The sequence below is a fragment of the Chloroflexota bacterium genome (assembly GCA_026706485.1).
In the GTDB taxonomy this organism is placed as follows: Bacteria; Chloroflexota; UBA11872; order UBA11872; family UBA11872; genus JAJECS01.
In genome coordinates, this window is sequence record JAPOYR010000009.1 from 19,103 (window position 1) to 43,634 (window position 24,532).

20 protein-coding genes and 1 tRNA gene are annotated in these 24,532 nt (G+C 65.1%); 11 read left to right on the top strand and 10 right to left on the bottom strand.

From position 1 onward, the window contains the following. Nucleotides 1–13 precede the first annotated feature (13 nt). Nucleotides 14–1,318, top strand: coding sequence for a type III glutamate--ammonia ligase (gene glnT, locus OXG79_06930; protein MCY3783503.1), 1,305 nt, complete (start codon nt 14–16; stop codon nt 1,316–1,318). A 104-nt stretch (nt 1,319–1,422) separates the two neighbouring features. Here the strand turns inward: glnT and OXG79_06935 are convergent, their stop codons facing one another. Both OXG79_06935 and OXG79_06940 read right to left on the bottom strand, forming a co-directional pair. After that, nucleotides 1,423–3,189 (bottom strand): family 10 glycosylhydrolase, encoded by a 1,767-nt coding sequence (locus OXG79_06935; protein MCY3783504.1) that lies wholly within the window; start codon nt 3,187–3,189, stop codon nt 1,423–1,425. Next, entirely contained in the window at nt 3,182–4,087 is a 906-nt protein-coding gene (locus OXG79_06940) for a dihydrodipicolinate synthase family protein (GenBank protein MCY3783505.1), read from the bottom strand. The genes OXG79_06935 and OXG79_06940 overlap by 8 nt, the downstream gene beginning before the upstream one ends. 298 nt (nt 4,088–4,385) lie before the next feature. Between OXG79_06940 and OXG79_06945 the strand changes: the two genes are divergently transcribed. The 3 genes from OXG79_06945 to OXG79_06955 all read left to right on the top strand — a co-directional run bounded on the left by OXG79_06945 (nt 4,386) and on the right by OXG79_06955 (nt 6,095). Further along, complete coding sequence (locus OXG79_06945; GenBank protein MCY3783506.1) at nt 4,386–5,177, top strand: sugar phosphate isomerase/epimerase; 792 nt, start codon at nt 4,386–4,388, stop codon at nt 5,175–5,177. A gap of 239 nt (nt 5,178–5,416) precedes the next feature. Further along, nucleotides 5,417–5,489, top strand: a tRNA-Gly gene (locus OXG79_06950). A 111-nt stretch (nt 5,490–5,600) separates the two neighbouring features. Beyond that, a complete protein-coding gene (locus OXG79_06955) occupies nt 5,601–6,095 on the top strand; it encodes a Gfo/Idh/MocA family oxidoreductase (protein ID MCY3783507.1) in 495 nt (164 codons plus the stop codon). Here OXG79_06955 and OXG79_06960 read toward each other — a convergent pair. Then, nucleotides 6,073–6,468: a DDE-type integrase/transposase/recombinase gene (locus OXG79_06960; GenBank protein MCY3783508.1), complete on the bottom strand. Its 396-nt coding sequence runs from the start codon at nt 6,466–6,468 to the stop codon at nt 6,073–6,075. The genes OXG79_06955 and OXG79_06960 overlap by 23 nt on opposite strands. Before the next feature lie 45 nt (nt 6,469–6,513). Here OXG79_06960 and OXG79_06965 point away from each other — a divergent pair, with 45 nt between their 5' ends. After that, nucleotides 6,514–7,557 carry a Gfo/Idh/MocA family oxidoreductase gene (locus tag OXG79_06965; GenBank protein ID MCY3783509.1) on the top strand — a complete coding sequence of 348 codons (1,044 nt, stop codon included), beginning with the start codon at nt 6,514–6,516 and terminating at the stop codon, nt 7,555–7,557. A gap of 113 nt (nt 7,558–7,670) precedes the next feature. Here the strand turns inward: OXG79_06965 and OXG79_06970 are convergent, their stop codons facing one another. The 5 genes from OXG79_06970 to OXG79_06990 all read right to left on the bottom strand — a co-directional run bounded on the left by OXG79_06970 (nt 7,671) and on the right by OXG79_06990 (nt 12,999). After that, nucleotides 7,671–8,765 (bottom strand): ABC transporter ATP-binding protein, encoded by a 1,095-nt coding sequence (locus OXG79_06970; GenBank protein MCY3783510.1) that lies wholly within the window; start codon nt 8,763–8,765, stop codon nt 7,671–7,673. Further along, complete coding sequence (locus OXG79_06975; protein ID MCY3783511.1) at nt 8,762–9,814, bottom strand: ABC transporter ATP-binding protein; 1,053 nt, start codon at nt 9,812–9,814, stop codon at nt 8,762–8,764. The genes OXG79_06970 and OXG79_06975 overlap by 4 nt, the downstream gene beginning before the upstream one ends. Before the next feature lie 3 nt (nt 9,815–9,817). Further along, nucleotides 9,818–10,981, bottom strand: a complete 1,164-nt coding sequence (locus tag OXG79_06980) for an ABC transporter permease (protein ID MCY3783512.1) — start codon at nt 10,979–10,981, stop codon at nt 9,818–9,820. Continuing rightward, the gene (locus OXG79_06985) at nt 10,974–11,969 is read right to left on the bottom strand and encodes an ABC transporter permease (protein MCY3783513.1); all 996 of its coding nucleotides are present in this window, start codon (nt 11,967–11,969) and stop codon (nt 10,974–10,976) included. Before OXG79_06985 ends, OXG79_06980 begins: the two co-directional genes overlap by 8 nt. A gap of 85 nt (nt 11,970–12,054) precedes the next feature. Next, a complete protein-coding gene (locus OXG79_06990) occupies nt 12,055–12,999 on the bottom strand; it encodes a sugar phosphate isomerase/epimerase (GenBank protein MCY3783514.1) in 945 nt (314 codons plus the stop codon). A gap of 708 nt (nt 13,000–13,707) precedes the next feature. Here OXG79_06990 and OXG79_06995 point away from each other — a divergent pair. Together OXG79_06995 and OXG79_07000 are read left to right on the top strand one after the other, a co-directional pair. Further along, the gene (locus OXG79_06995) at nt 13,708–15,831 is read left to right on the top strand and encodes an ABC transporter substrate-binding protein (GenBank protein MCY3783515.1); all 2,124 of its coding nucleotides are present in this window, start codon (nt 13,708–13,710) and stop codon (nt 15,829–15,831) included. A gap of 84 nt (nt 15,832–15,915) precedes the next feature. Further along, nucleotides 15,916–16,956: a phytanoyl-CoA dioxygenase family protein gene (locus OXG79_07000; GenBank protein MCY3783516.1), complete on the top strand. Its 1,041-nt coding sequence runs from the start codon at nt 15,916–15,918 to the stop codon at nt 16,954–16,956. Between the two features lie 292 nt (nt 16,957–17,248). Here the strand turns inward: OXG79_07000 and OXG79_07005 are convergent, their stop codons facing one another. Next, on the bottom strand, nt 17,249–17,827 hold the full coding sequence (locus OXG79_07005; GenBank protein MCY3783517.1) for a histidine phosphatase family protein: 579 nt from the start codon (nt 17,825–17,827) through the stop codon (nt 17,249–17,251). 276 nt (nt 17,828–18,103) lie between these two features. On the opposite strand from OXG79_07005, the gene OXG79_07010 reads away from it, so the two are divergent. The 4 genes from OXG79_07010 (at nt 18,104) to OXG79_07025 (ending at nt 23,366) form a co-directional block, all read left to right on the top strand. Continuing rightward, nucleotides 18,104–18,379 (top strand): hypothetical protein, encoded by a 276-nt coding sequence (locus OXG79_07010; GenBank protein ID MCY3783518.1) that lies wholly within the window; start codon nt 18,104–18,106, stop codon nt 18,377–18,379. A gap of 252 nt (nt 18,380–18,631) precedes the next feature. Beyond that, complete coding sequence (locus OXG79_07015; GenBank protein ID MCY3783519.1) at nt 18,632–19,549, top strand: alpha/beta hydrolase; 918 nt, start codon at nt 18,632–18,634, stop codon at nt 19,547–19,549. A 648-nt stretch (nt 19,550–20,197) separates the two neighbouring features. Continuing rightward, nucleotides 20,198–20,554: a hypothetical protein gene (locus OXG79_07020; protein MCY3783520.1), complete on the top strand. Its 357-nt coding sequence runs from the start codon at nt 20,198–20,200 to the stop codon at nt 20,552–20,554. A gap of 37 nt (nt 20,555–20,591) precedes the next feature. Continuing rightward, the gene (locus OXG79_07025) at nt 20,592–23,366 is read left to right on the top strand and encodes an insulinase family protein (protein ID MCY3783521.1); all 2,775 of its coding nucleotides are present in this window, start codon (nt 20,592–20,594) and stop codon (nt 23,364–23,366) included. A 63-nt stretch (nt 23,367–23,429) separates the two neighbouring features. Here the strand turns inward: OXG79_07025 and OXG79_07030 are convergent, their stop codons facing one another. Further along, nucleotides 23,430–24,491: a Gfo/Idh/MocA family oxidoreductase gene (locus OXG79_07030; GenBank protein ID MCY3783522.1), complete on the bottom strand. Its 1,062-nt coding sequence runs from the start codon at nt 24,489–24,491 to the stop codon at nt 23,430–23,432. Nucleotides 24,492–24,532 lie beyond the last annotated feature (41 nt).

Sequence of the window (24,532 nt, forward strand, 5' to 3'; positions counted from 1 at the left end):
GATGGAGCATCGAATGGACCACGATCTGGCGGCCATGGTTCGCGACAAGGGCATCAAGTACCTGCTCTTCAGCTTCACCGACCTGTTCGGCGTCATGCGCTCGAAGCTCGTGCCGGCCCACGCCGTGGAGGAGATGCAGGACGAGGGCGCCGGCTTCGCCGGTTTCGCTGCCCACCTCGACATGACCCCGGCCGATCCTGACCTGTGGGCCGTGCCCGATCCCGCCAGCCTGATCCAGCTTCCCTGGGAGCCCGAGCTTGGCTGGGTGGCGACCAATCTGGTGATGAACGACGCGCCCGTGGGTCATGCGCCGCGAGTGGTGCTCAACCAGGTCATCGATGCCGCCAAGGCCCGCGGCTTCCAGATGAAGTCGGGCGTCGAAAGCGAGTTCTTCATTCTTGAGGCCGGCGGCTCGGGCATTGCCGACGGGCAGGACACGCAGGACAAGCCCTGCTACGACCAGATGGCGCTGCTGCGGCGCTACGAGCTCATCCGCGAAATCTGCGACGTGATGAACGAGCTTGGCTGGGGGCCCTATCAGAACGACCACGAGGACGCGAACGGGCAGTTCGAGATGAACTGGACCTACAGCGACGCGCTTACCACGGCTGACCGCCACGCGTTCTTCAAGTTCATGGTCCGTCACTTGGCCGAGAAGCAGGGCTTGCGGGCCACCTTCATGCCCAAGCCGTTCACCCAGCTCACCGGGAGCGGCTGCCACGTCCATTTCTCGCTGTGGGACGCCTCGGGCGACACCAACGTATTTCTGGACGAAACCGAGGAGATGGGCCTGTCGGAGACGGCCTATCACTTCCTGGGCGGGGTGCTGCACGCGGCGCCGGCCCTATGCGCCATCACCAACCCCACCGTCAACAGCTACAAGCGCCTCAATGCGCCGACCACCACCTCCGGCTCGACCTGGGCGCCGAACGCGATCAGCTACGCCGGCAACAACCGCACCCACATGGTGCGCATTCCCGACGCCGGGCGGCTTGAGACGCGCCTGCCGGACGGCGCCGCCAATCCCTATCTGCTGCAAGCCGCTCTGCTCGCCGCCGGGCTCGACGGCATCGAGCAGCGGCGCGATCCGGGCGAGCGTCTCGACAACAACATGTACGAAGCCGGAGCGGACGTCGATGTCCCGCGGCTGCCGTTGAACTTGCTGGACGCGCTGCGCAATCTGGACGGCAGCGCGGAGATGCGCGCCGGGCTGGGCGACGAGCTGGTGGGCAGTTACGTGAGCCTGAAGATGGCCAATTGGAACGACTTCATGGGGCACACCAGCGAGTGGGAGCGCGCCAACACGCTGGATATATAGGCGAATTGGCCCCAATCCGTTCGCCCTGAGCTTGTCGAAGGGTTCAACGAACGGATTGGGAGGATGCTACGGATGCCTATGAGAGGTCGGGTAGGACGGACGGTTCAACCCGGCGTCGCGTAGTCCAGATTCCAGTCGCCGAGCGTTTGCAGCGGCGTGACGCGCGCGTCGATATCCGGCGCGCCGTCGGCGCACCACGCGTCGATTTCCTCGCGGTGTCCGAGCCGGCGCAGCGCGTTCCACATCGGGCCGTAGTGCGCCCGGCCCCCGCCGCCGGCCGCGTCCCAGAAAAACATGTGCTCGGCCCCGGCGGCATAGATGTCCGCGGCCCGCCGGCGCAGGTCCCCTGGAGGCATGTGCCGCGGCATCACGTTCGGCGCCAGCGTCACCGATGTCCCGCGCACGAGGTCTACGAAGAATTGCATGGAGGCCGGGTCGGTCCAGGCCGGCGTCGTGCTGTCGAGGTCGCGCTCGGAGGTATAGGGAATGATCGTGTCGACCAGACCCTGCGCCACCCATTGCCGCAGGTCGATGGCGTTCTCCAGGTTCTCGGCGTCGCTGCTGAGCACCACCGCCGAGAGGTGGAACGGCTCCGAACGCCCCTGCGCGCCGGCAGTTTCATCCAGCATTTGCCGCACTTCGCGCATGAATTCCGTCAGGACCTCGGCGCGGTAGTGCAGCCAGCGCGGATCCAGGGGGTCCAGCGCGCGCGGGTCCAGACCGAATCGCCGCTTGAATCCTTCGACGACGGGCGGCTCGTACTCGACCAGCGGCGGGCGGCGGCAGTAGAGCAGGCAAACGCCGTCAATCGGGCGCCGGCACATCTCGCGCAATAGCCCGACCACGTTCACGCGCACTTCGGGATAGGTGTAGGCCAGGCGGGGTGTCAGCCCGCCCTCGCGGTTGACGCCGCGCCACTCCGGATGGCGCTCGTAGACGCTGTTGCCCCAGTTGAAATGGTCGTAGGGCGGTGGAAAGCGAAACCCCGCCACCCGATAGGCCGCGTGGACTTCGAGGCCGACTTCGTATGCGTATTCCACCGCCACGTCGAAGGGATCGATGTCTTGCTCGCGCAGCGCGCGCCGGCTCTCCACGTGCAGGCGGTCGAAGACCCGGGCGAAGTCGCCCAGCCCGTCGAAGGTAGCTTCGCGTCCCAAGTCGGTGTGGGAGAACATTAGATCGCCGCGACCGACCTCCCAGTAGAGCCGGGAGAAATCGGTGTCGCGGTAGGGCTCGATCTCGCGTTGGATGTCGCGCGCCGAGGTGAGCCGCCAGAGACCTAGGGGGCCATTCGCGTCCTGGTGGGCGAAGAGTCGCCGGGTGTCGCGACGAGCCTGGTCCGCCTGGACGCCGGCGATCTCGGAGGTGTCGAGCGGCACCAGCTTGACATAAGCCACCCGCGCCGACCCGCACTGCACCGATCCGGGTTCATCGCCTGGCGCCATCCGCGCCGTAACCTGGCCCAGGACGAGGGTGCGCCCCGTCAGGTCGGCGGTCTTCCAGTACATCTCCACCAGCGACGGCGGCGTCTCGCGGTCCGGCGGCAGCTTCATCAGCGTGGGCACGGGCTCGTCGCTCAGTCGGACCTCGAGCTCCAGGCCGCCGCCTTCTTCGACCGTGCGTGCCGGCATCACCCCGATCGACACGGCGTGCCAGCCGTCGACTTCGAGCGGCAGGTGGATGTCGGGCGCCGCCGTCTCCGGCCCGGCCAGCAGCATCACGCCGTCGAAGCCGTCGGCCGTGTAGCTGAGCGTGCGCCAGTGCCTGCGGCGGGGCTTGGGCGAGAGCGCGTCCGCCGGGCGGCACCGCGACAGATCGGTGAGATAGATCGGCTCGGCGGCCAACGCGCGATCGGCAATGCCCTCACGCATCGGGCAGCGGCCACTCCAGCCCTTCGAGGAACACGCGCAGCGCCGCCATTTCGGCGTCGCTCGGGTTCGGTGCGGGCGAGCGGCGCCAGCGCGGCGCGGTGCCGAAGAGCTCCGGAAGAGCGTGCCGCACCAACCCGTCCCAGCCGTAGGTGGTTGCCGCGGCGTAGTCGCGCAGTGGCAACTCCCAGCGTGAGACGAGGCGCCAGGCCGTCGCCAAATCGTTCGCCCGACTGGCTGCCCAGTAGTCGAACGCCGGGTCCGGAAGACTGCACACGAAATAGTCGAGCCACGCGGGGCACCACTCGTGGGACGCAAGGATATGGTGCCGCCTGAGACCCCCGCCGCCCGCCACCGTCCAGCGGTCGCCCCAGCGCATCCCCATCTCATGCGCGTAGTCCAGCGACGCATCCTCTTTGAAGGCGCAGACGCCCGCCACGGTCGCGAGGGACTCGCAGGTAGCGAACGGCACGTCTCCCACCAGCATCATCGGAATCTCGGCGGCGACTGCCGTGTAGTAGTCCGCCAGCGACTTCGGCGTGCCAGGCATGGCGATGGGGGGCCGTACCATGTAGAGGTCGAACCCCAGCTCGCGCACGTGACGTCCGAATTCCACGCACTTCGGCAGCCCCCACATGTTGTCGCAGGCCACCGTGAGCGCCCGTCCCGCCACGTCGCGCGCCACTGCGGCATGCACGTCGGCCACCTCGCCGTCGGTGAGCAGCGACATGAGGCTGTTGCCCCAGGTGAGCATCACGACGCCGCAGCCGGCGTCCAGCGACCGATCGATCATGCGCGTCAGCGCGGCGTAGTCGATCTGCCCGTCTTCGCTGAACGCCACGGGGACGGAGTTAATCGGCCCGCGCAGTCGTTCGCGAACCTCTGACTGCAGCGAATTCACGCGGCGTCCATCCGTTGTCTCCCACCGGCGGCAGCAGCTATGCGGCTCGCGAGGAGCACTGTACGCCCTGGTCGACCCAGCCCGCAGTCGGTGCCACGCGGGGCGTCTCGCAGGAGCGGCGGCTGCTAGGTAGACTCATGCCCCATGACGCTCCTGCCCTCGTTCTCAAGCGCATTGCGCGTTGATGAATGTCCCGCTGCGGCTTGTCCGTGATGGGTATCGGCATGGTCCCGACCGGGTCGCGTCACGCCGGCATCCTGGAGTCGGGAATAACGGTCCGACACGGAGCGCCGCCCCGATGAAGCTGGCCTGCATGACCAGCGTCTTCGCCGGCGATCCCATCGAGACGGCCGTCGTCAAAATCGCCGAGGCCGGCTATCGCTTTGTGGAGCTGTCGTCGGTCCATTGCGACTACAACACCATGACCAATGCGTTGATCGACAACGTGGCGCACGAGATCTCCCGCACCGGCCTGGAGGTCGTCGCGTACTACCCGACCGGCGCCGAGGAGAACTGGACCCGCATGCCGCGCATGTTCGAGGTCGCGTCCCGGCTCGGGGCGAGCCGCGTGGTGGCCGAATGCGCCAATCTCAGCAAGGCCCGCGAGCTCGAGCCGCTGTGCCAGAAGTTTCAGATCGACCTCGCCATCGCCAACCAGTGGCCCTACCCGTTCGGCCGCCCGTCGGACTACTCGGGGCTGAACGGCTCGGTTGGCTCGCGCATCGGCGCGGGTCCGGACACCGGGTGGTTCGCGGCGGGCGGACAGGACCCCGCCGAGCTGTTCGACATCGCCGGCGACCGGATCAAGGTGGTCCACCTCAAGGACGTGGCCGCGGAGGGCGAATATTGCCCGGTGGATCTGGGAGATGGCGTCGCTCCGCTGGAGCCGTTCATGGCGGGATTGGCCGAGCAGGGTTTCGACGGTCCTCTCACCGTCGCGCGCGATCCCGGCAAGCGGATCACGTTCGATATCGGGATCTTCGGCGACGCCACCTACGAAGTCCACGAAGAGTCCGTGTCGGACGACGAGGTCATGCAGTCGCTGCGCCAGGCCAGATCCTGGGCGCTGGAGCACGGCGCCGTCGAGTAGCGGGCCGATTCTTCCCGAATACGAGCCTCTGGGTCGGCCACCATTGGACCGGTGACACGGCAGCTTCGTCATTTCCGCCTTTATTCCGTCATTCCCGCGAAGACGGGAATCCACCCCACCTCTTCAACCGGCGAGTTGAGGTCGCCTGGTTAGGCTGGATCCCGCACGGCGCCCGGATTGCGAGATTGCCCATTCCCCCATTGCCCCGAATCCGGCACCGCCCGATAATTCAAGCATCGGCGGGGGTAGCTCAGTTGGCAGAGCGCTAGCCTTCCAAGCTGGATGTCGCGGGTTCGAGCCCCGTCCCCCGCTCCTAACCGAAGTGGATCGGCGAAAGCCGCCGATTCACGGCGTTTCGCGACATCAAGCCTTCAGCCCGTTCGTTCAACGCCCTCACAGCGGATGTCGCGCCGGAGGCCATTCGTGAGCGTGGCTGAGGTGCCGGCGGAATCTCCTCTGCGCGCCGCGTTCATCGGCATCAGCCACGATCACGCCTGGGGCAAGGCCGAGGCCATTCGTCGCTCGCCCCACATGGACTTGGTGGGCGCGTTCGAACCCGACGCCGCGGAATGGGAGCGCCAGCGCGAACGCGCGCCGTTCAGCGACGTTCGCCACTTGGCGGCGCGTGACGTACTGGAGGACCCAACGATTGAGGTCGTCTTCATCGAGACCCGTCCGCACGACAACCTGCGCTGGGTGCGGGAGGCTCTCGTCCACGACAAGCACGTGCACATTGACAAGGCGCCTGCGCCTTCGCTCAACGACTTGCGCGGCGTGCTCAGCCTCGCGGCCGATCGCGGCCGGCACGTGCCGATCGGCTACCAGTTCCGCTCGGATACGTCAGATCTCAGGTCGCTGGTGGTGAGGGACGAGGAGCCCCCATCGGTCTGCCGACTTACGCCGCAGCCATCTCGCTGACCAATGCCTGCCAGCGCGCGACGAACAGCCGTCGCTGCTCGGGCAGCGGGATATGGGCGCCGCCTCGGTGCCGTATCCGGAAGTAGTGTCCTAGCTCGTCAAACGCCGCGCAGAATCGCGCTGCTGGCTCGAAACGCCCGAAGCCCAGCATCGGGTAATAGCGCTGCTTGATGGCGCGATGGTCCTGTTCGGCGAGGTTGTTCAGACACTGGATGCGTCGGTGGAGAACCGTCCGACCGAGGATCCAGCGAATCGCCTTGCGGTAGGCCGGGTGATGATCGATGGTGACCCGCAGCGGCTTGTGGCCTGCGACCTCGAGCAGGATCCGAAGGAAGCGGCGCGCCGCGTGCTTGTCACGATGTTCGCTGAGCATTGACTACAATTCCCGTGCGCCTCTTCTGGAATCTCGCTCTCGGTCATGCAACCTGAGCCGGTTCCCACCGCCTACGTCGGCCTGGGCGGTCGCGGCATGCGCTACCTCCGCGCCTCGCATTGGGTCGGCGGCTTCACGCCCGTCGCTTTGGTGGACACGGACGCGGAGCGGTTTGGCGAGGCCCGCGAGTTCACTGACTTGCCCGAGCTCGCTTGCCACGCCTCGCTCGCCGCCGCGCTGCAGGCGCATGAGATTGCGGCCGTCTTCGTCTGTGCGCCGGCGTCGGCGCACGCCGCCATCATCTTGGAGGCCGTCAGGGCCGGGGCGCACGTCTTTACCGAGACGCCGTTCACCACCAACTACGCCGATGCCGCCGAGGCCGTGAAGATCGCCGCGGCGAAGGACCTGGCGATCGTGGTCGCCCAGCAGTACCGGCTCGCGGCGGTGGAACGCACCATCGCGAAACTCTTGGCGCAGGGCGCGTTGGGAGGGGTCGGCTTCGGATACCTGCGGCACGATCTGCCTGCACGCGAGCCGGCCGCCGAGGACGGGACTTCGCGACTCTGGCGGGCAGACGTCCACACCATCGATTCGCTCATCGCGATGATGCCCGGGAGTCCGACGCGCGTCTTCGGCCGCCTCTTTTCGCCAGGATTCAGCGATGCCGTGGCGCCCAGCTCGCTGCAGGCGACGCTCGAATTCGACGACGGTTCCGTGGTCCAATACTTGTCCAGCTTCGAATCGCACAAGCCCGGCTATAGCTTTCGGATCGACTGCGAAGCCGCAACCTTGGTGCACCGCGCCGCGCATCCGGGGCGCGGTGACGACGCGGCCGAGCTGATCCAGATTGCGCTCGACGGCAGCCAGCAACCGGTGACGCTCGATACGAGCTACGACGACGCTTGGTTAGAGGAGACCCTCGCCATCTTCTTCAGGGACTCCTTCCGGTTGGGCAAAGAGCCTGCCAGCAGCGGGCGTAACAATCTGGCCACCATGGCCGTGCTGCAGGCGCTGCTGCGCAGTTCCGAGACCGGGGAGGCGATTGACGTCGCGGATGTCGCGCCGGAGGCCATTCGTGAGCGTGGCTGAGGTGCCGGCGGAATCTCCTCTGCTCAACGACTTGCGCGGCGTGCTCAGCCTCGCGGCCGATCGCGGCCGGCACGTGCCGATCGGCTACCAGTTCCGCTAGGAGACGTCAGATCTCAGGTCGCTGGCGTGGCGTTCGTCGCGGGATTAGTGATGTTGCCCGCCGCCGTGTTCATGGGTAGCCGGTCGCGCACACCCGCCAGCTCCAGTTCCTTCGCGCGGTGACACGCGACCCAGTGACCCTCCGCCGCCTCTTCCCAGACGGGCGTGTCGGTCCGGCACACGTCCTGCGCATAGCGACAGCGGGGGTGGAAATAGCACCCGGACGGTGGCGCCGCCGGATTCGCGACCTCGCCCTCCAATACGATGCGCTGCGAGCGCCTTCGCGGGTCCGGCTCCGGCACCGACGACAGCAGGGCCTCCGTGTACGGATGCCTCGGGCTGTTGAACAGACGCTCACGATCGGTCATCTCGACCAGGCGGCCCACGTACATCACCGCCACCCGGTCGCTGAGGTGCTTCACCACACTCAGGTCGTGCGCCACGAAGAGATACGTGAGCCCGAGTTTCTGCTGCAGGTCGAGCAGCAGATTCAGGATCTGCGCCTGCACCGAAACGTCCAGCGCGGATACCGGCTCGTCGGCCACGACCAATGTGGGGTTCAGGGCCAGCGCCCGGGCGATTCCGATGCGCTGCCGTTGCCCGCCGCTGAAGGCGTGCGGGAATCGGCGCATGTACTCAGGACGCATACCCACCAAGCGCAGCAACTCTTCCACCCGCTCCTGCCGTTCCCGGCGGCTGCGCATGCCGTTCACCAGCAGCGGCTCACCGACGATCTCCAACAACGGGAACCTTGGGTTCAGCGAGCTGAAGGGGTCCTGAAAGATCATTTGCATGTCGCGACGCAGCCGCCGCAGCTCGCGCCGCGTGCTTTGCGCCACATCGAACACCGTGTCTTCGGTTGGCCGGAACAGAATCTGGCCATCCGTCGGGTCGATCGCGCGCAGGATGCAGCGGGCCGTGGTCGTCTTCCCGCAACCGCTCTCACCCACCAGCGACAGCGTCTCGCCCCGGTCGATGTGGAACGACACGTCGTCCACGGCTCGCACCGCGCCCACCTCGCGGCGCATAAAGCCCTTCCGGATGGGAAAGTTCTTCTTGAGGCGTTTCACCTCGAGGAGAGGGTGTCCGTTCGGCCCTTCGACGGTCATGCCCGCTCGTCCGTGGGCTCGTGATACAGGAAGCAGCTCACCAATTGATCTGACGTTCGCTCATCGAGCGCCTGGAGTTCGGGCACGTGCCGATCGCACGTTCCCGGAATGAATTGTGGACAGCGATCGTGGAACGGGCAGCCCTCGGGCCGGTTGTAGGGATGCGGGATGGCGCCGCTGATGGTGGGCAGCGGGACACGCGCCTCTGAATACAGGCTCGGGATCGACTGCAGCAGCAGGCGTGTGTAGGGATGCTTGGGATTGTGGAAGATCGCATCCACGGAACCCTCCTCAACCACCCGTCCCAGATACATCACGACAACGTTGTCGCACATCTCGGCCACCACGCCCAGGTTGTGCGTGATCAGGATGATCGCCATACCGAGGTCGGTCTGAAGCTGCCGCAGCAGGTCCAGAATCTGCGCCTGCGTCGTCACGTCCAGAGCCGTCGTGGGCTCGTCGGCAATCAAGACTCTCGGCTCGGCGGACAGCGCCATGGCGATCATCGCGCGCTGCCGCAGACCACCGCTCAGCTGGTAGGCGTATTCGTTAAGGCGCGCCTCGGCTCGTGAGATGCCGACTTGCCGCAAGAGGTCGGCCGCGCGTTCACGGGCTTCGCGCTTGCCCAACGGCGAGTGCAGCCGGATGGCCTCGACGATTTGGCTCCCGATCGGATGCACCGGACTGAACGAGGTCATGGGTTCCTGAAAGATCATCGCGATCTCGCCGCCGCGAATCTGCCGCATCTCCGGGCCGTCGGCCGAAATCTGCGCCAGATCGAGTTCGACTTCCCGTCCGTCGGTTCGATGCAGAAAACGAATCTCGCCTTCCACGATTTCGCCTGGATGTTCGACGATGCGCAATATCGAGCGTGCGGTCACGCTCTTTCCGCAGCCGCTCTCGCCCACGATCCCGAGGGTCTGGCCGGCGCACACCTCGAAGCTCGCGCCGTCCACCGCGCGCACCGTGCCCTCATCTGGGAAGAAATGGGTCTTGAGGTCTTGCACGCGCAGCAGTGGCCGCCGTTTCCCTGCGGCAAGGGTGGCCATCAGCTAGGTCCCGTACGGATCCGCGGCGTCCCGCAGACCGTCCCCGAGGAAATTGAACGCCAGAATCGCGACGATCACCGGCAGCGCCGGCAGCAGCAGCCAGGGTGACAGCGCCAACGTCTGAATGTTCTGCGCCTGCTGCAGCAGCACCCCCCAGGAGATGGCGGGCGGCCGCAAGCCTAGACCCAGGAATGACAGCGAGGTCTCGCTGATGATGATGGTGGGGATGGCCAGCGTCGTGGCCGCGATGATGTGGCTCAGGAACGAGGGCACCATGTGTCGCAGGATGATGCGCATGCGGCTGGCCCCGGCCAGCTCGGCGGCCATCACGAAGTCCTCTTCCCGCAGCGAGAGAAAGCGGCCGCGCACCACGCGCGCCAGTTCGGTCCACAAGATCAACGCCAGAAGGATTGTGATCGCGAAGTAGATCTGCTCGATCGACCAGTCCTTCGGCACCGCTGCGGCAATTCCCATCAACAGCGGAATCTGCGGGATCGAGCGCACGATTTCGATGATGCGTTGAATCACGGTGTCGATCAGGCCGCCGAAGTACCCCGACACGCCGCCGATCACGATTCCCAGAATCTGACTGATCGCCACCGCGATCAGCCCGATCGTCATCGAGATCCTGGTCGCGAAAACGATCCGCGACCACATGTCGCGCCCTTGAATATCAGTGCCCAGCAGCGACACATGCTCCTGCGCCAGCGTGCCACCCGCGTCGTCGCTCACACCGATCAGGTGCCGGTCCCACGGAATGATGCCCAAGATCTCGTACTCCAATCCCTGCGCAAAGAACTGCACCGAGATCGGTTGATCGCCCAGGATCTCGTACACGCGTTCGAACGTTTCCGGATCGCGACTTCCCTCGAATGCGAGCACATGCGGGTTCCACCCGTCGTCATCGAACAGGTGAATCGGCTGCGGCGGCAATAGACCGCGCTTGGCCGCCGGCAAGTTCGGATCGGCGTAGGCGAAGAAGTCCGCAAACAGCACCACCACGTAATACGTGATCAGCACAATCGCCGCGATGTTCGCGACCTTGTGTTTGCGGAATCGCCACCAGGTGAGTTGCCACTGTGTGGCGACCGAGATGCGCTCTTCCTCGCGCGCGCCGCCGACGGCCACTGTGCTCTCAATCGTTCGGGTGGTGTGGTCCTCAGCCACCGCGCGCCTCAAACTTGATTCGCGGATCAAGAATCACCAGCAAGATGTCCGAAATCAGCGTGCCGACTACCGTGATGACGCCCAATAACAGAATGATCGTCCCCGCCAGGAAGGAGTCTTGCGCGATCAGCGACTTCAGGAGAATCGGCCCGAGCGTCGGCAAGCTCAGCACGATCGATACGATCACGCTGCCTCCCACGATGTCTCGCAGCACGAAAGGCACGATGCTCACGAACGGATTCAGTGCCACGCGCACCGGGTACTTGAGCACCGCCCGGCTGTTCGTCAGGCCCTTCGCCCGCGCGGTTACCAAATACGGCTTACGCAGCTCATCCAGCAAGTTCGCCCGCATGATGCGTATCAGGAACGCGGTCCCCGCCAGTCCCAGCGCCAGCGCGGGTATCGGCATGTGCTGCATCAGATCCCAGAACTTGGCCCAGCTCCAATCCGCCTGGGCGTACTCCGGCGAGAAGAGGCCACCGACGTTGGCGTCAAACAGAACAAATCCGAAATACATCAGCACGAGCGCCAAGAGGAAGCCCGGAATCGCCAGACCAATGAACCCGATGAAGGTGAACGCATAGTCGCCGATGGAGTACTGCTTGACGGCCGAGTAGACGCCGATCGGCAGCGCCACGATCCACGTGAGCAGCAGCGCCGCTACCGACACCACAATAGTCAGCAGGAATCGATCGCCGATCACATCCAGAACCGGCCGGTTGAACTCGAAAGACACCCCGAAATTTCCCTGCGCCATCAGGCCCAGCCAGCGGAAGTACTGCAAGATGACCGGCTGATCGAGCCCGTAGAGATCGCGCAGCGCCTGCGCTTCGTGGTCGGTGAAGATGGTGCCCTGCGATTGCAACTGCGCGATGTATGAGGTCACGTAATCGCCCGGCGGGATTTGAATGACGACGAACGACAGCATCGAAATCGCCCACAACGTCGCGAACGCAAACAGCGTTCGGCGGATCAGCCAGCCTGCCATCGGATCATTTCAGCCCCAGCCTGCCATCGGATCATTTCAGCCCTAGCGCGGGCGGCTGGCCAAGCGTGGCCCGGGCGCAGCCGAGCTAGAACCGCCCGGCCACCCAGCCGTCCGCGACGCGCCGGGCGGCCGCCGCGGCCGCCGCGGGTTCGATGTGGACTTCGAACGTCCACGCACCGTCGAAGCCCATGGTGGTCAACGCCGCGTACAACTCCGCCCAATCCACATCTCCCTGGCCAGGCATCCAGTGCCGGTCCGCCACGCCGTCCGTGTCCTGCAGATGCAACGCCATGAGGCGCTCGCCAGCGATGCGCGCTTCGGCCGCTGGATCGAGCCCGCTCATGTACGCGTGCCCGGTGTCCAGGCAGAGTCCCACCTCATCGGGGTAGCCGTCGATCACGGCCCGCACCTCTTCCATCAGGACCCCCGGCCGGGGCCGGCCATGTGACGGCATGTTTTCGCAGGCGAGGCGAATGCCGAGCGTCTCGGCCATCCGCAGCAACTCGTCCAGCGAGCGACGAAAGGCATCCAGGTGCGCCGCGCGGTTCCCTTCGTCCCATTCGAGTGACTTGTTCGGTGGAACCCCGCTGCCGCTGGGATGCACGATCGCCGCGCCGCCGCCCAGCGCCGCGTACGGCTCGAAGCACGCGCTGATCTCCGCTACCGAAGCCTGGCGGTGGTCCTCGTCCAGCGCCCCCAGATTCGTGGCGCCGATTGGTGGGTGGATGGTTGGGGCCTGCACGCCATGCCGATCGAGCACCGATCGCACCACCGCGATATCGACAGGGGGCTCCACGTGCTTGAAAGAGAGCTCGCAGCCGCGGATTCCGGCTGCGGCCAGGCCGCGCACAATCGGCTCCAACCCCCCCGCACGCTCATCTTCCACGAAATAATTCGACGAGATGGCCAGGCCGAACTTTGGCACGTCTATAACCCCCCGTGTCGTGCGCCAACTGCGAAACTCGGTCGATGGTCTGGTGTGAATGCTGGCGATGATGGGCTGTCGCCACTTGAACGGCGAACGCCGCATCCGCTCACCGAGCGCCTGCACGAGCCGACGCGGCCCAGCCGCCAGGGGATATTGCCGCGCTGGCCGTCTGTCCGCTCATGCGCCAATGTCAGCAGGAGGATCCGGATCCTCTTCCCGCAATCAGACGACGCCCTCGCGATGCACAGCCCCACGCGGCACTGAGAGCCGAGAACTCACGTCTGTATTCGCTGCTTTCCCAGCATACGTCGCAGAGAACCCTAACGAAACCGCAAAGCGCCGGACTGTTGACCACCACAGATGACGGATCGCCGAGCGCTGACAAACCCCAGGTGCGCCGCGTCCGATGAACCAGCGGCGCCTCCCGGATACCGTATACGAGAGGGATGTTCAACAACAACTCGTACGCAGCGGCAGACGCAGTCTGAACGGCCCTAACAGGTGGCAGCGTACGCATCGCCTGCGTTGACGCATCAATAGTGCTCGCATACGCTATGCGCACGATTGCGCGATGCGCACGATATCGAAATCGTCATCGGGATCGTCGCACCGGCTTTAGGCATCTCCGGTCGGCGCAAGCGTGATTGTTGAGCAAAGCGGGTATCGCATCCGAGGTTGGTACCGGGGAGGTTGGTTATGAAACGCCTGTCGCGTCGACATTGGCTTCGTTTGATCGGAGGCGGCGCAGTCGGAGTCGCGGGCGTGCCGATTCTGATGGCCTGTGGCGAGACTGAGGTCGCCACCAAGGAAGTGCCGATCGAGACGACTGTGATCAAAGAGGTCCCGGTCGAGAGGGTGGTGATCCAAGAGAAGATCGTCACCAAGGAAGTGGAAGTGCCGGTCGCGACCACCGTGATCAAGGAAGTTCCGGTCGAGAAGGTCGTAGAAAAGGTCATTGAGACCGAGCGGGTGATACCGGCCCTCCAGCCGGCCAGCGGTGAGAACGTCGACGTCGTGACTGGCTTCATTCCGGAGTCGTTCTCCGAGGCGCCGCAATGGACCGCGTTGGTGCAGGCCGGGAGGCTTCCACCTATCTCGGAGCGGCTGCCAAAGGAGCCGTTGGTCTACCGGCCGCTGCGGCGAATTGGCAAGTATGGCGGCACGATGCGCCGGGCGTTCACTGGGCCCGGCGACCTCGCCAACTTTGACCGCATCCTCCACGACACGTTCTTGTACTGGAACAGCCAGCTAACCAAAGTCGTCCCTTATATCGCCAAGGGGTGGGAGGTCAGTGACGGCGGGACCACCTTTACTTTCTTCATGCGCGAGGGGCACCGCTGGTCCGACGGCACGCCGCTTACTGCTGACGACGTCATGTTTTGGTACGAGGACTTGTATCTGAACGACGACTACCACCCAGGCGGGTCTACCTGGAATGCCGACTCCCAAGGTGAACAGGGTACGTGGGAGAAGGTGGACGACTACACGGTCAGAGTCCGCTTCGGCGCACCCAACTTCGTTTTCGTCGAGCAGCTGGCTTCGAACCCGCCTGGCGGCGCGTTCTCCTCGAGTCACCTCGGAAATAGCATCTGGGCACCCAAGCACTACCTATCCCAGTTTCACCCCAAGCACGTCGGTGACGACAACGCCGCGAAGCTGGCCAGCGACGCCGGCTACGAAAACTGGGTCCAGCACATGAAGACGGTCGCGCACCCCGTGCGCAACCCGGGGTGTCCGGTGACAACCGCCTGGAAGCCTCTAACCGCTAACAGCACACCGCAGGTATTGCTGGAGCGAAATCCCTACTATCACGCTGTGGATATCGAGGGCAATCAGCTGCCCTACATTGACCGAATCCGGACCGATCTTGCCGAGGACTTGGAGGTATTAAACCTCAGGGCCGTAGCTGGCGAACTTGACTTTCAGGTCCGGCACATCGTCATCGGCAACGTACCCGTCTTGAAGGCCAACGAAATCAGAGGCGGCTACACCGTGAGCTTCTATAACGGAAACCACGGCACCGAGGGTGGCTTTCACTTCAACCAGGCGTGGCAAGGTGATGACCCGGAGATCAAGAAGTGGCTTGAGACCTTTGACTTCCGGCGGGCGCTGTCGCACGGCATCGACCGCGACGAGCTAAACGAGATTCACTGGGTGGGCCTGGGTTCGCCCGGCACGACCTCGCCAGCCCCTGGCTCGCCCTACGCCCCCGAGCCCGAGTACCGCACGAAGTATGCCGACTTCGATCCTGCGAAGGCCAACGCGATCCTTGACGAGCTGGGCCTGGCAGAACGCGATGCCGACGGTTTCCGATTGCGCAGCGATGGCGAAGGCACGTTGATTCTGGATCTTGTCTCGGTCGCGGCGTCCTTTGTGGACTTTCCAGGTATCGCTGAGTCCGTGGGTCAGATGTGGGAGCGGAACCTCGGAATCCGCGTCAACTTTCAGGTGCTCGAGCGCAGCTTGTTCAACGTGCGACGGGCAAATGGCGAGTTGCAAATCTGGATTTGGTCGCTGCACGGGAACGACACACCGCTCCTCTACCCGGGATCGTCCCTCATGGCCTCCGCGGCCTCTGCCGCCCCGCTCTACGGGATCTGGTACGAGACTGGCGGTGCCAGAGGGTTGGAGCCGCCCGCGGGCAGTGAGATCCGGCGCCAGCAGGAACTCCACCAGCGAGCCAAGGGAGTCTCCGTCGAAGAAGCCCGGGAACTCGGCAAGGAGATTCACCGCATCATGGTGGACAACCTGTGGGTCATCGGGACGGTCGGCCTGTCGCCGGCGCTCATTGGTGTGCGAGTTCGGAGCAACCGGCTTGAGAATGTGGCGGAGGTTCTCCCATATGGGCAAGCGGCCTATAGCCCGGGCCCCGCGCGCCCCGAGCAGTTTTTCTTCAAGGACGCTGAGCCGGTCGAGCTCGATTTCGGCGGTTGACACAGCAACCAATCTCCGCCGCAGGCCGACCGGCCTGCGGCGGAGACCCCTGTGCCGCCCGATATCCCTTGAGGAGTTTAGGCTGTGACCGTCACCACGTCGCTCAACGCGCCACAGGAGGAAGGACGGATGATCGCCAACGCGCGGGGTCTCAGCACGAGCCAAAGGGACTTCTTTGACCGCGAAGGGTATCTCGTCATCGATGATGTCTTCGACCCGGCCCGCGATTTCAAGTTGCTCAACGAAGAGCTCGGAAACATTCTCGACCGGATCGCTCGCCGCCTGCTTGAGGCCGGCGACATCAAACACTACGACTCTGAGGAGTCCTTCGGGCAGCGTGTGCTACAGGTTCTCCGCGCCCCCGGCGCCTTTCCCGCCCAAGAATTCGACATCTCTCTCCCACAGAGGAGATCAATTGACTCCGACACCCCGATTTACCTCGGGAACGGCGCCTTTAGCATCCTCACACACCCGATCCTGCTCGACCTTGTCGAGTCGATCATCGGACCCGAGATAACCTCCAGCCCAATCCAACACATCCGCGTCAAAACCCCTCTCTCACTCGCCAGGACTGACAATCAATGGAACGGCATCCCTGATGAAAACACCCTCACCACGTCGGCCCACCAGGATATCGGCGTGCAATCCGCCGATGCCGACGCCAGCGAGGTTCTCACCGTCTGGATGCCAATCACCGACGTCTCCGCCGAGATGGGTTGCCTTGGCGTCTGGCCACGGCGCCACCGGGGCGGAATCCTCAATCACTGCCCCGGCAACGAGGGCCTGGCGATAACTCCACAGGCACTGGATGAAAACGACTTCTTGCCGCTCCCGATGCGCGCCGGTTCGGTCCTCCTGATGACTCGCTTCACGCCCCACTGCGCTCTTCCCAACCTCAGCGACAGCGTGCGCTGGAGCATGGACCTGCGCTATCAGCCCACTGGCCAGATCAACGGCCGCGCCGACTTTCCCGACTTCGTCGCCCGCAGCGCTTCCAACCCGGAATCCGCCCTCGCCGACCACAACGCCTGGCGCGACCTCTGGTTTGACGCCCGCGCCCGGCTGGCCGGCCAGCCCATCCGCAGTTTTAACCGCTGGAGTGCAGACGCCCCCTGGTGCGCCTGAAAGAGTCACGGCCGGAACTAGGAATTGCGTGGGACTTCTAAGAAACCTCTGAACAACAGGGGGGCCTGAGCGCCTAGGCTTGAGCGCGGGTCCGGGATCACGGCCTGGGGGCAGCGCGCTGACTCGATCCGCCGTCTCTATCCGTTGCGGGGGTGCGATCGTCCCCGCGCGGGGCGCAATGCGCCCGCTTACGCCGGCGCGGCGCGTGCCGCGAGCGGCAGATTGGCGAACCCGAACAACAGGCACAGCCGGGTCCGGTTCTTGGCCAACCCGCGACTAAATCAGAGGTTTCCTAGGCCTCGAATACGCCCGTGCGCTCCGCGGACGGCAGGTGCGACACCTCATTCCACCCAGTGACTACGACACCCCACGGCGAACTCTGAAGTGTCGCAATCGCGGTGTTCTCGACGTTGAATCGCCGCATGTGCGTGCGCGGGTCCAGGCCGAGCACTGCGCAAATCGAAAGCTGTATGGGGCCGCCGTGGGTGAAGACGGCGACGTGGCTGTCGTCGCGCGCCACGATCTCCTCGAGCGCGACGCGGACGCGACGATCCACGTCGGCGAGGGACTCACCGTCCTCTGTCTTGGCCGCGAACCATCCGCCACCCTCGAAATCGAACAGTGCGGGATAGCGAGCGCGCGCCGCATCCGCCGTCATCCCGGCGGCGCCGCCAAAATCGCGCTCGCGCCAGACTTGCTCGAGGGTCGCGTCCACTGCGGACCCAAGGACGAGACGAAGCGTTTCGGTCGCGCGCGCGAGGTCGCTGGCGATGATCCGCGCACCGTCGAATCGATCCCTTTGCTGAGCCAGGAAGGCGCATTGCCGGCGGCCGCGGTCGGTCAGCCCGGTATCGGTCTGACTACCGTACATATTCAAGGAATTCGCCTCGGACTCGGCGTGCCGGACGAGCGTGATGCGCAAGACTCGATCTGCTCGCGACTGAAAACGCGGGCCATCAGCGTACCGAAGCCGACTCCGCCGGCGCATAAGTCGCAGAGGCAAGCTTCGTCGTAGGCGGCCGGGACAGCGCTCATCCGGAAGTCGTGCTTCGGCTGCCTCGTGCGCGGACATGGCAGCTTCGGCCGCGTCAAGAGTCGCACCTCCGCTCCGGCGTCGGGCACTGACAATCCGGGTTGGTACGATCCCATGACCGCTCGGCCCCATCGCATCGAGCGGATCGACGCAGGCGCGGGGACGCAAACCATGCCGCGCGTCGAAACCGACACCCTGACCAAGCAGTTCGAGCCGCGCGTGCCGCGCCGGCGGCCCTGGGAGTTCCTGCGCCGGCGCGAAGCGCGCAAACGCGCCGCCGAACCGATCATCGCGCTGGACGGCGCGTCGCTGGCCATTGAGGCGGGCGAGTGCTACGGGCTGCTGGGACCCAATGGCGCCGGCTGTTCCTTGCGCGCTGGCATGGGCTGATCGCGGAGATGGGAACGAGCTAGGGAGCGTCGAGCACGAGATACGTCGCCTCGTTGTGCTCCGTGGTCTGGAATCTGACAGAGCCGTCTCGGCGACCTAAATTGAGGTTGCCCTGACGGCGAATCTCCGATGTTCCCGCAGACCACGCCGGCTCGTCTACGTCAACGCGGCGCTGACGGTCTGGTTCGTCCATAGCTCGATCCGCCGATCGATCCTGGCGTCCATGATCGCTCTAGCAGGAGGGAGCCTTCCGTGAGAGGACCTCTCGCAGCCGTCTGGGAGATTCCAAAGCCGTTGTCGGTTCACCCAGTCCAGGTGGACGACAACACCGTGATCATGCTGCGACGCCACGGAAACCCGGAGGGTCCGAGGCTGGTGCTGAGCCACGGTAACGGCCTTGCCATCGATCTCTACTATCCATTCTGGTCGCTCCTGAGCCGCGACTTCGACTTGCTGGTCCACGACCTGCGGAATCACGGTTGGAACAAAGTCGGCGCCCAGATGGATCACCGCGTCGACACCTTTGCACGAGACCACGACCGCATTCGTGAGGCGATTGGCCGTCGCTACGGCGAGAAACCCACCGTTGGCGTGTTTCACTCGATCTCAGCCTTGGCATGCCTTCATGCGCCGTCGCGGGGAGACGGCTACTCCGCCTTGGTGCTTTTCGCCCCACCCCTCTGCAACAGCGGCTCCATGTACCGGGCGTTCGAATCACGGGCTAAGGACACAGCCGACATGCTCAGACGGCGGACACAATGGTTCCGGTCCAGGGAAGAGCTGGCGGAACTTCATACCTATTTGCCCTATTTTCAGCGTGCCGTTCCGGGAGTCTTCGAACTTGTGGCAAGAACGACCCTCAAGGAGTCGGCGACCGGCCAGGGGTTCGAGCTCCGGTGTCCCGCCGAGTTCGAGGCGCAGATCTGGGACCACGCCTCGACGTATGCGGTGACCGTCGATTTCGGCGCCATGAGGTTTCCCGTCAAAACCGTAGCCGCAGACCCCGCCGCACAGGACCCGAGCGACCCGTCGTTCGAATACGAGGACGCGGACGTGGACCATGAGTTCATTCCCGACACGACACATTTCCTGCAACTCGAAAAACCGCAGGAGTGTGCGGTAGCCGTGCGGAGGTTTCTGCAGCAGGTGGGAATCCTGGAGAATCAATAGATCCCGTGAGAGCCACTTCCACTACTTCGTAGCTCCGGATGCCCTATGAGCGTGGAAGGATCCCCGGAATCGAATCGATTACTCCGACCTGACCTGCGGGTCATTTGGGCGCATGGCCTCAGCGAATACGGAACCCACGTTCGGTAAACCGGAGTACTCGCCATTCGAAGGACGTTGATCGGCGTGCAACCGGATGCATCGAGCCGGATGAGTCTCCCAGACGCGTCCGAAGCCGGGCACGGGACGGCGACCAGTCAGCCGTTGCCGCGACTCGCAAGACTGCGCCGAGTCAACCGCGAACCGGACCAAGACTTACCGAGAAAGCCCCGCCAATCCGGCAAGGTTGACGTGGTCCGAATTCTCGGCCCCAGTCTCTTGAGGTCACATGCACCCGCCGGCGTGGATATGCGTCTCCTCCGAGGGAGCACCGTGCCGAATGGAGACACCGTCGCGGGAGTGGGCCAGCCTGCTACGATCGCGCGCCGTGGAGGCGCCGCCCGCGGCGCATGCATCGCAGACAGTTCCCTGAAAGTCGACGAGTGCCGGCGAACACTCGATTGAACAACGCACAGTGACTTCCATGCGCACACGTCTGAACCTGGCGGCGATCATTTCCGCGGTCGCGCTATTCGCGGTCGTACTTGCGGCGTGCGGCGACGAAGTGCCACCCGCCCCGGATCCGACGCCCACCGCCACCGCCACGCCCGTAACCGTCGCGCCGACGCCGACTCCCGAACCGACGCCCACGGCCGTCGTCACGCGCGTGGCTGTGGCACCGACGGCCACCCCAACGCCAGTTTCCGCCACGCCCACCTCGACTCCCGAGCCCACGCCGACTCCGACTCCGGAACCCACGGCTACGCCGACCCCGGAACCCACCCCGACTCCAACACCCGAGCCAACACCCACGCCGACTCCGGACCCCACCCCGACACCAACGCCGGAGCCCACGCCGACCCCGACTCCCCAACCCACACCCACACCCACACCCACTCCTACTCCTGAGCCGACGCCTACGCCAGAGCCCACGCCCGCGGTTGCCGTGCCTTCCGACCCCGACGCGCCGCTGGCCTTCGATCCCAGCGTGGTGCGGGGCACCTTGAGCAACGGCCTCGTCTACTACATCCGGCAGAACGAGGAGCCGCGTGAGCGCGCCCACATCTCGCTGATCGTGAAGGCCGGCTCGATCCTCGAAGAGGAGGATCAGCGCGGCCTGGCGCACTTCGTCGAGCACATGGCATTCAACGGCACCGAGCGCTTCGCCAAGCAGGAAATCGTCGAGTACCTGGAGTCCATCGGCAGCAATTTCGGGCCCGACGTGAACGCGTCAACGGGATTCGATGTCACGCGATATTTCGTCGAGATCCCCACTGACGATCCGGAAATCCTCGAGAAGGCGTTTCAGATCCTCAGTGAGTGGGCGTTCGCCATCACCTTTGCGCCGGACGAAGTTGAGCTCGAGCGCGGCGTGATCCTGGAAGAGTGGCGCCTGTTTCGAGGCTTCGGCGCGCGGTTCCAGGACAACTGGTTTCCGCTGATTTTCGGCGACTCGCGCTATAACGAGCGGGACCCGATCGGGCTGCCCGAAGTCTTCGAAAACGCTCCCCCACAGCGTCTGGTGGACTTTTACCAGACTTGGTATCGGCCCGACCTGATGGCCGTCATCGCCGTGGGGGACTTCGACACCGAGGCGATCGAAGCCAAGGTGCGGCAATACTTTGCGCCGCCTCCGGAGGGCGAGGCAGGCCAGGCGGCGGCCGCCGTCGGGCCGCCGACAGATCGACCTCGCTATGGCGTGCCCGAGCACGACGAGCCGCGGGTCAATGTGTTCAGCGATCCCGAGGCGCCCGCGACGCAAATGTTCCTGGTGCGAAAGCTGCCGCCCGAGTCAGGCGACAACCTGGCGGCGCTGCGGCGCATCGTGGTGGAGCGCCTGGCGTTCATGATGCTCAACGCCCGGCTATTCGAGCGCGGTCAGGTCGATGATCCTCCGTATATCGGGGCCAATGCCCTGCGGGGAGGATTCGTCCAGCCGGTAGACCTCGTGCAGTTTGCGGCGTGGGTGGAGCAGGACGGAGTCGAGCGAGGATTCGCGGCGCTGCTGGAGGAGACCCAGCGCGCCCGCCAGCACGGGTTCACAGAAAGCGAATTGGCTCGCGAAAAGGCCAACCTGCTGAGCGCCGTGGAAAGCGTCTACAAGGAACGTGATCAGCGCGAGTCGGCCAATCTGTCCCAGGAGTACGCGGACCACTTCCTGAGCGGGACGCCGGTTCCCGGCATCGAGGCTGAGTGGGAGTTCTACCAGGCGCTGCTGCCGGAGATTTCACTGGCGGATGTCGACGCCGTGGCCGCGACCTGGAGCGAGCCCGGAGATACGGTGCTCCTGGTGATGCGACCCGAAGGAAGCGGCGACAAGTCGGACGAGGACCTGGAGACCGAGCTGCAGGCAAGACTCGCCGCGGCCGACACGCTGGTGGTCGAGCCCTACAAGGACGAGGTGGCCGACGTGCCGCTCATGGCCGCCATCCCGACGGCCGGCAGCATCACTAGCGAGGAAGCCATCGAGTCCATCGACGCCGTCAAGTGGACGCTGTCCAACGGGATCACCGTGATCGCCAAGCAGACCGATTTCAAGAATGACGAGGTCATCTTCGGCGCGTTCAGCCCGGGCGGACACTCGCTGGTGGACGATGCCGACCACGTATCCGCCACGTACGCCGCCGCAATGGTCTCGGGCAGCGGCGTGGGCCCGTACGACAACGTGGCCTTGGGCAAGCTGCTCGCCGGCAAGCGGGTCTCGGTGTCGCCCTACATCAGCGAGCTCTATGAGGGCTTCAACGGCAGCTCATCGCCGGAAGACCTGGAGACGCTATTCCAGCTGATCTATCTCTATGCCACCGAGCCCAGGTTGGATCCGGTGTACTACTCGACCTACGAGTCCAGCCTGCGCAGCACCGCGGAGACGCGCGCCGACCAACCGGACGCCGTGTTCGCCGACGCGCTAAACACGGCGTACAGTCAGAATCACTTCCGGCGTCGGCCGCTCACGCTCGAGCTGCTCGACGAGCTCAGCCTGGAGCGCGCGGAAGCGGTCTACGTCGACCGGTTCGCGGACCTGGGTGACGCCACCTTCGTGTTCGTTGGCGCCTTCGACTGGGACACCCTGCGATCGCTGACCGAGACATACGTGGCCAGCCTGCCGACCACGGGGCGCGTCGAGCAGTGGCGCGACGTAGGAGTCGAGCGACCGTCTGGGCTGGAGGAGCACGTCGTCCGCATCGGCATCGAACCTCGGAGCCGGACGGCGGTGGTGTTCGCCGGCGACATGGAATGGAGCCGTCAAGAGGCGCTCGCGCTGACGTTGGTGGGCGAGATGCTCCAAATCCGGCTGCGCGAGAGTCTGCGCGAGGCGCTCGGTGGCACCTACAGCGTCGGGGCCATCACTAGGGCGACCCGGTTTCCGGAACCCGAGTTTTTGTTCTATGTGATCTTCGGCAGCGACCCCGCCCGTGCGGACGAGCTATTTGACGCGATCTTCGAGGAAATCGCCTGGCTGCGCGACGGCGGCGAGCAGGACTACCTGGACACGGCCAAGGAGCTGCTGCGCACGCCCCGCGAGGAGCAGTTGCGCGACAACGGCTTCTGGCGTGGCCAGATCCAGACCGTCGTGCAGCGGGATGGGGAGTTCTCGGGGATCCTCGACTTTGAAGAACGGCTGGACGCCGTGACCTTGGAGCAGGTCTCCGCCGCGGCCCGGCTCTACCTCACCGACGAGCGCTATCTGCGCGTGCTGCTGCTCCCGGAAGAGGACGAGTAGTCCGCGAGCGAGGCCGGTCGGGCCGCTCGAACGGCAATCTGGTGGTCGGAGTCTGGATCGAGCTCAGTCGAACTCGCTCAGTCGAACGGTGCGGCTTTCCTCGCTGCTTCTGACGGCGGCGAAGGCGATCTTGATCGAATGCAGGTTGTCGCGGCCGGAGGTCAGCGGCTCCCGGCCTTCCGCTAGCGCGGTCATCATCTCGGCCATGCTGCCGCCGAAGGCGTCCGGGAACCACCGGCCCCCGATTGGGAAACGCACCCGGCGGTCGGGCGTGTCCCTGCGAGAGACTTTTACCCACTGTTGCGTGCCCATGATCGAGCCGTCGAGCCCATCCAGGTACCAGGTGTCGGCATGAGCCGCCGGATTGGGCACGATGTTGTTGAAATGCTCGGTGCAGAGCAGGTCGCCGCTGTCGAAGTGCATGAGCAGCGAGTGACAAAGGGGTGAGACTGCGAGCTGGCCCGGGACTCGGCTGGTCGTGCAGCTCACGGCGTCGGGCGAACGCCCCGTGAAGTAGCGAGCCAGGTCGATGTAGTGGACGCCGTGGTCCACGACATTGAAATCCTGCAGGTGGCGCCACCAGCGGTCCGGATGGTCCTGCCAGGACCTCCGCACGTGGGCCACGCTGTAGAGCGGGCCGCAGACGCCACGGTCGAGCAGCACCTTGATGGCGCGATGAGCGGGCGCCCAGCGCGCCTGCTGGTTGACCATCAGCGGCACGCCGGCCTGCGCGACGCCGCCGACCATTTGCTGGGCGGACGCCCAATCCATGGCGAGCGGCTTCTGCGAAAGAATTGGCTTTCCCGCCGCCGCGATCTCGACGAGGACCTCGGACCGCACGTTGGCGTGCACGGCAAGGTCCACCACCTCGACCTCTGGATCGTTGAGGAGCGTGGCGAGGTTCGTGCCGCCCCGTGGAATGCCCCAGCGGCTGCGGGTCGAATCGACCGCTTGGGCATCGGTGTCCATGCAGGCGACGACTTCGTATCCGAAGTCGCGGTAGGCGGGCAGGTGAGCTGAATTGGCGACGTCGCCGCAGCCCATAATGCCGATCTTGAGCCGCGGCACGGTGGGTGGCTTGGGCGCGTAGTCTTCGGGCGTCAGGGCAAGCTCATCGAGGCGCATACCAAGCCCCCGTCAGGTGAGGCGCAACCCTACACACGGTG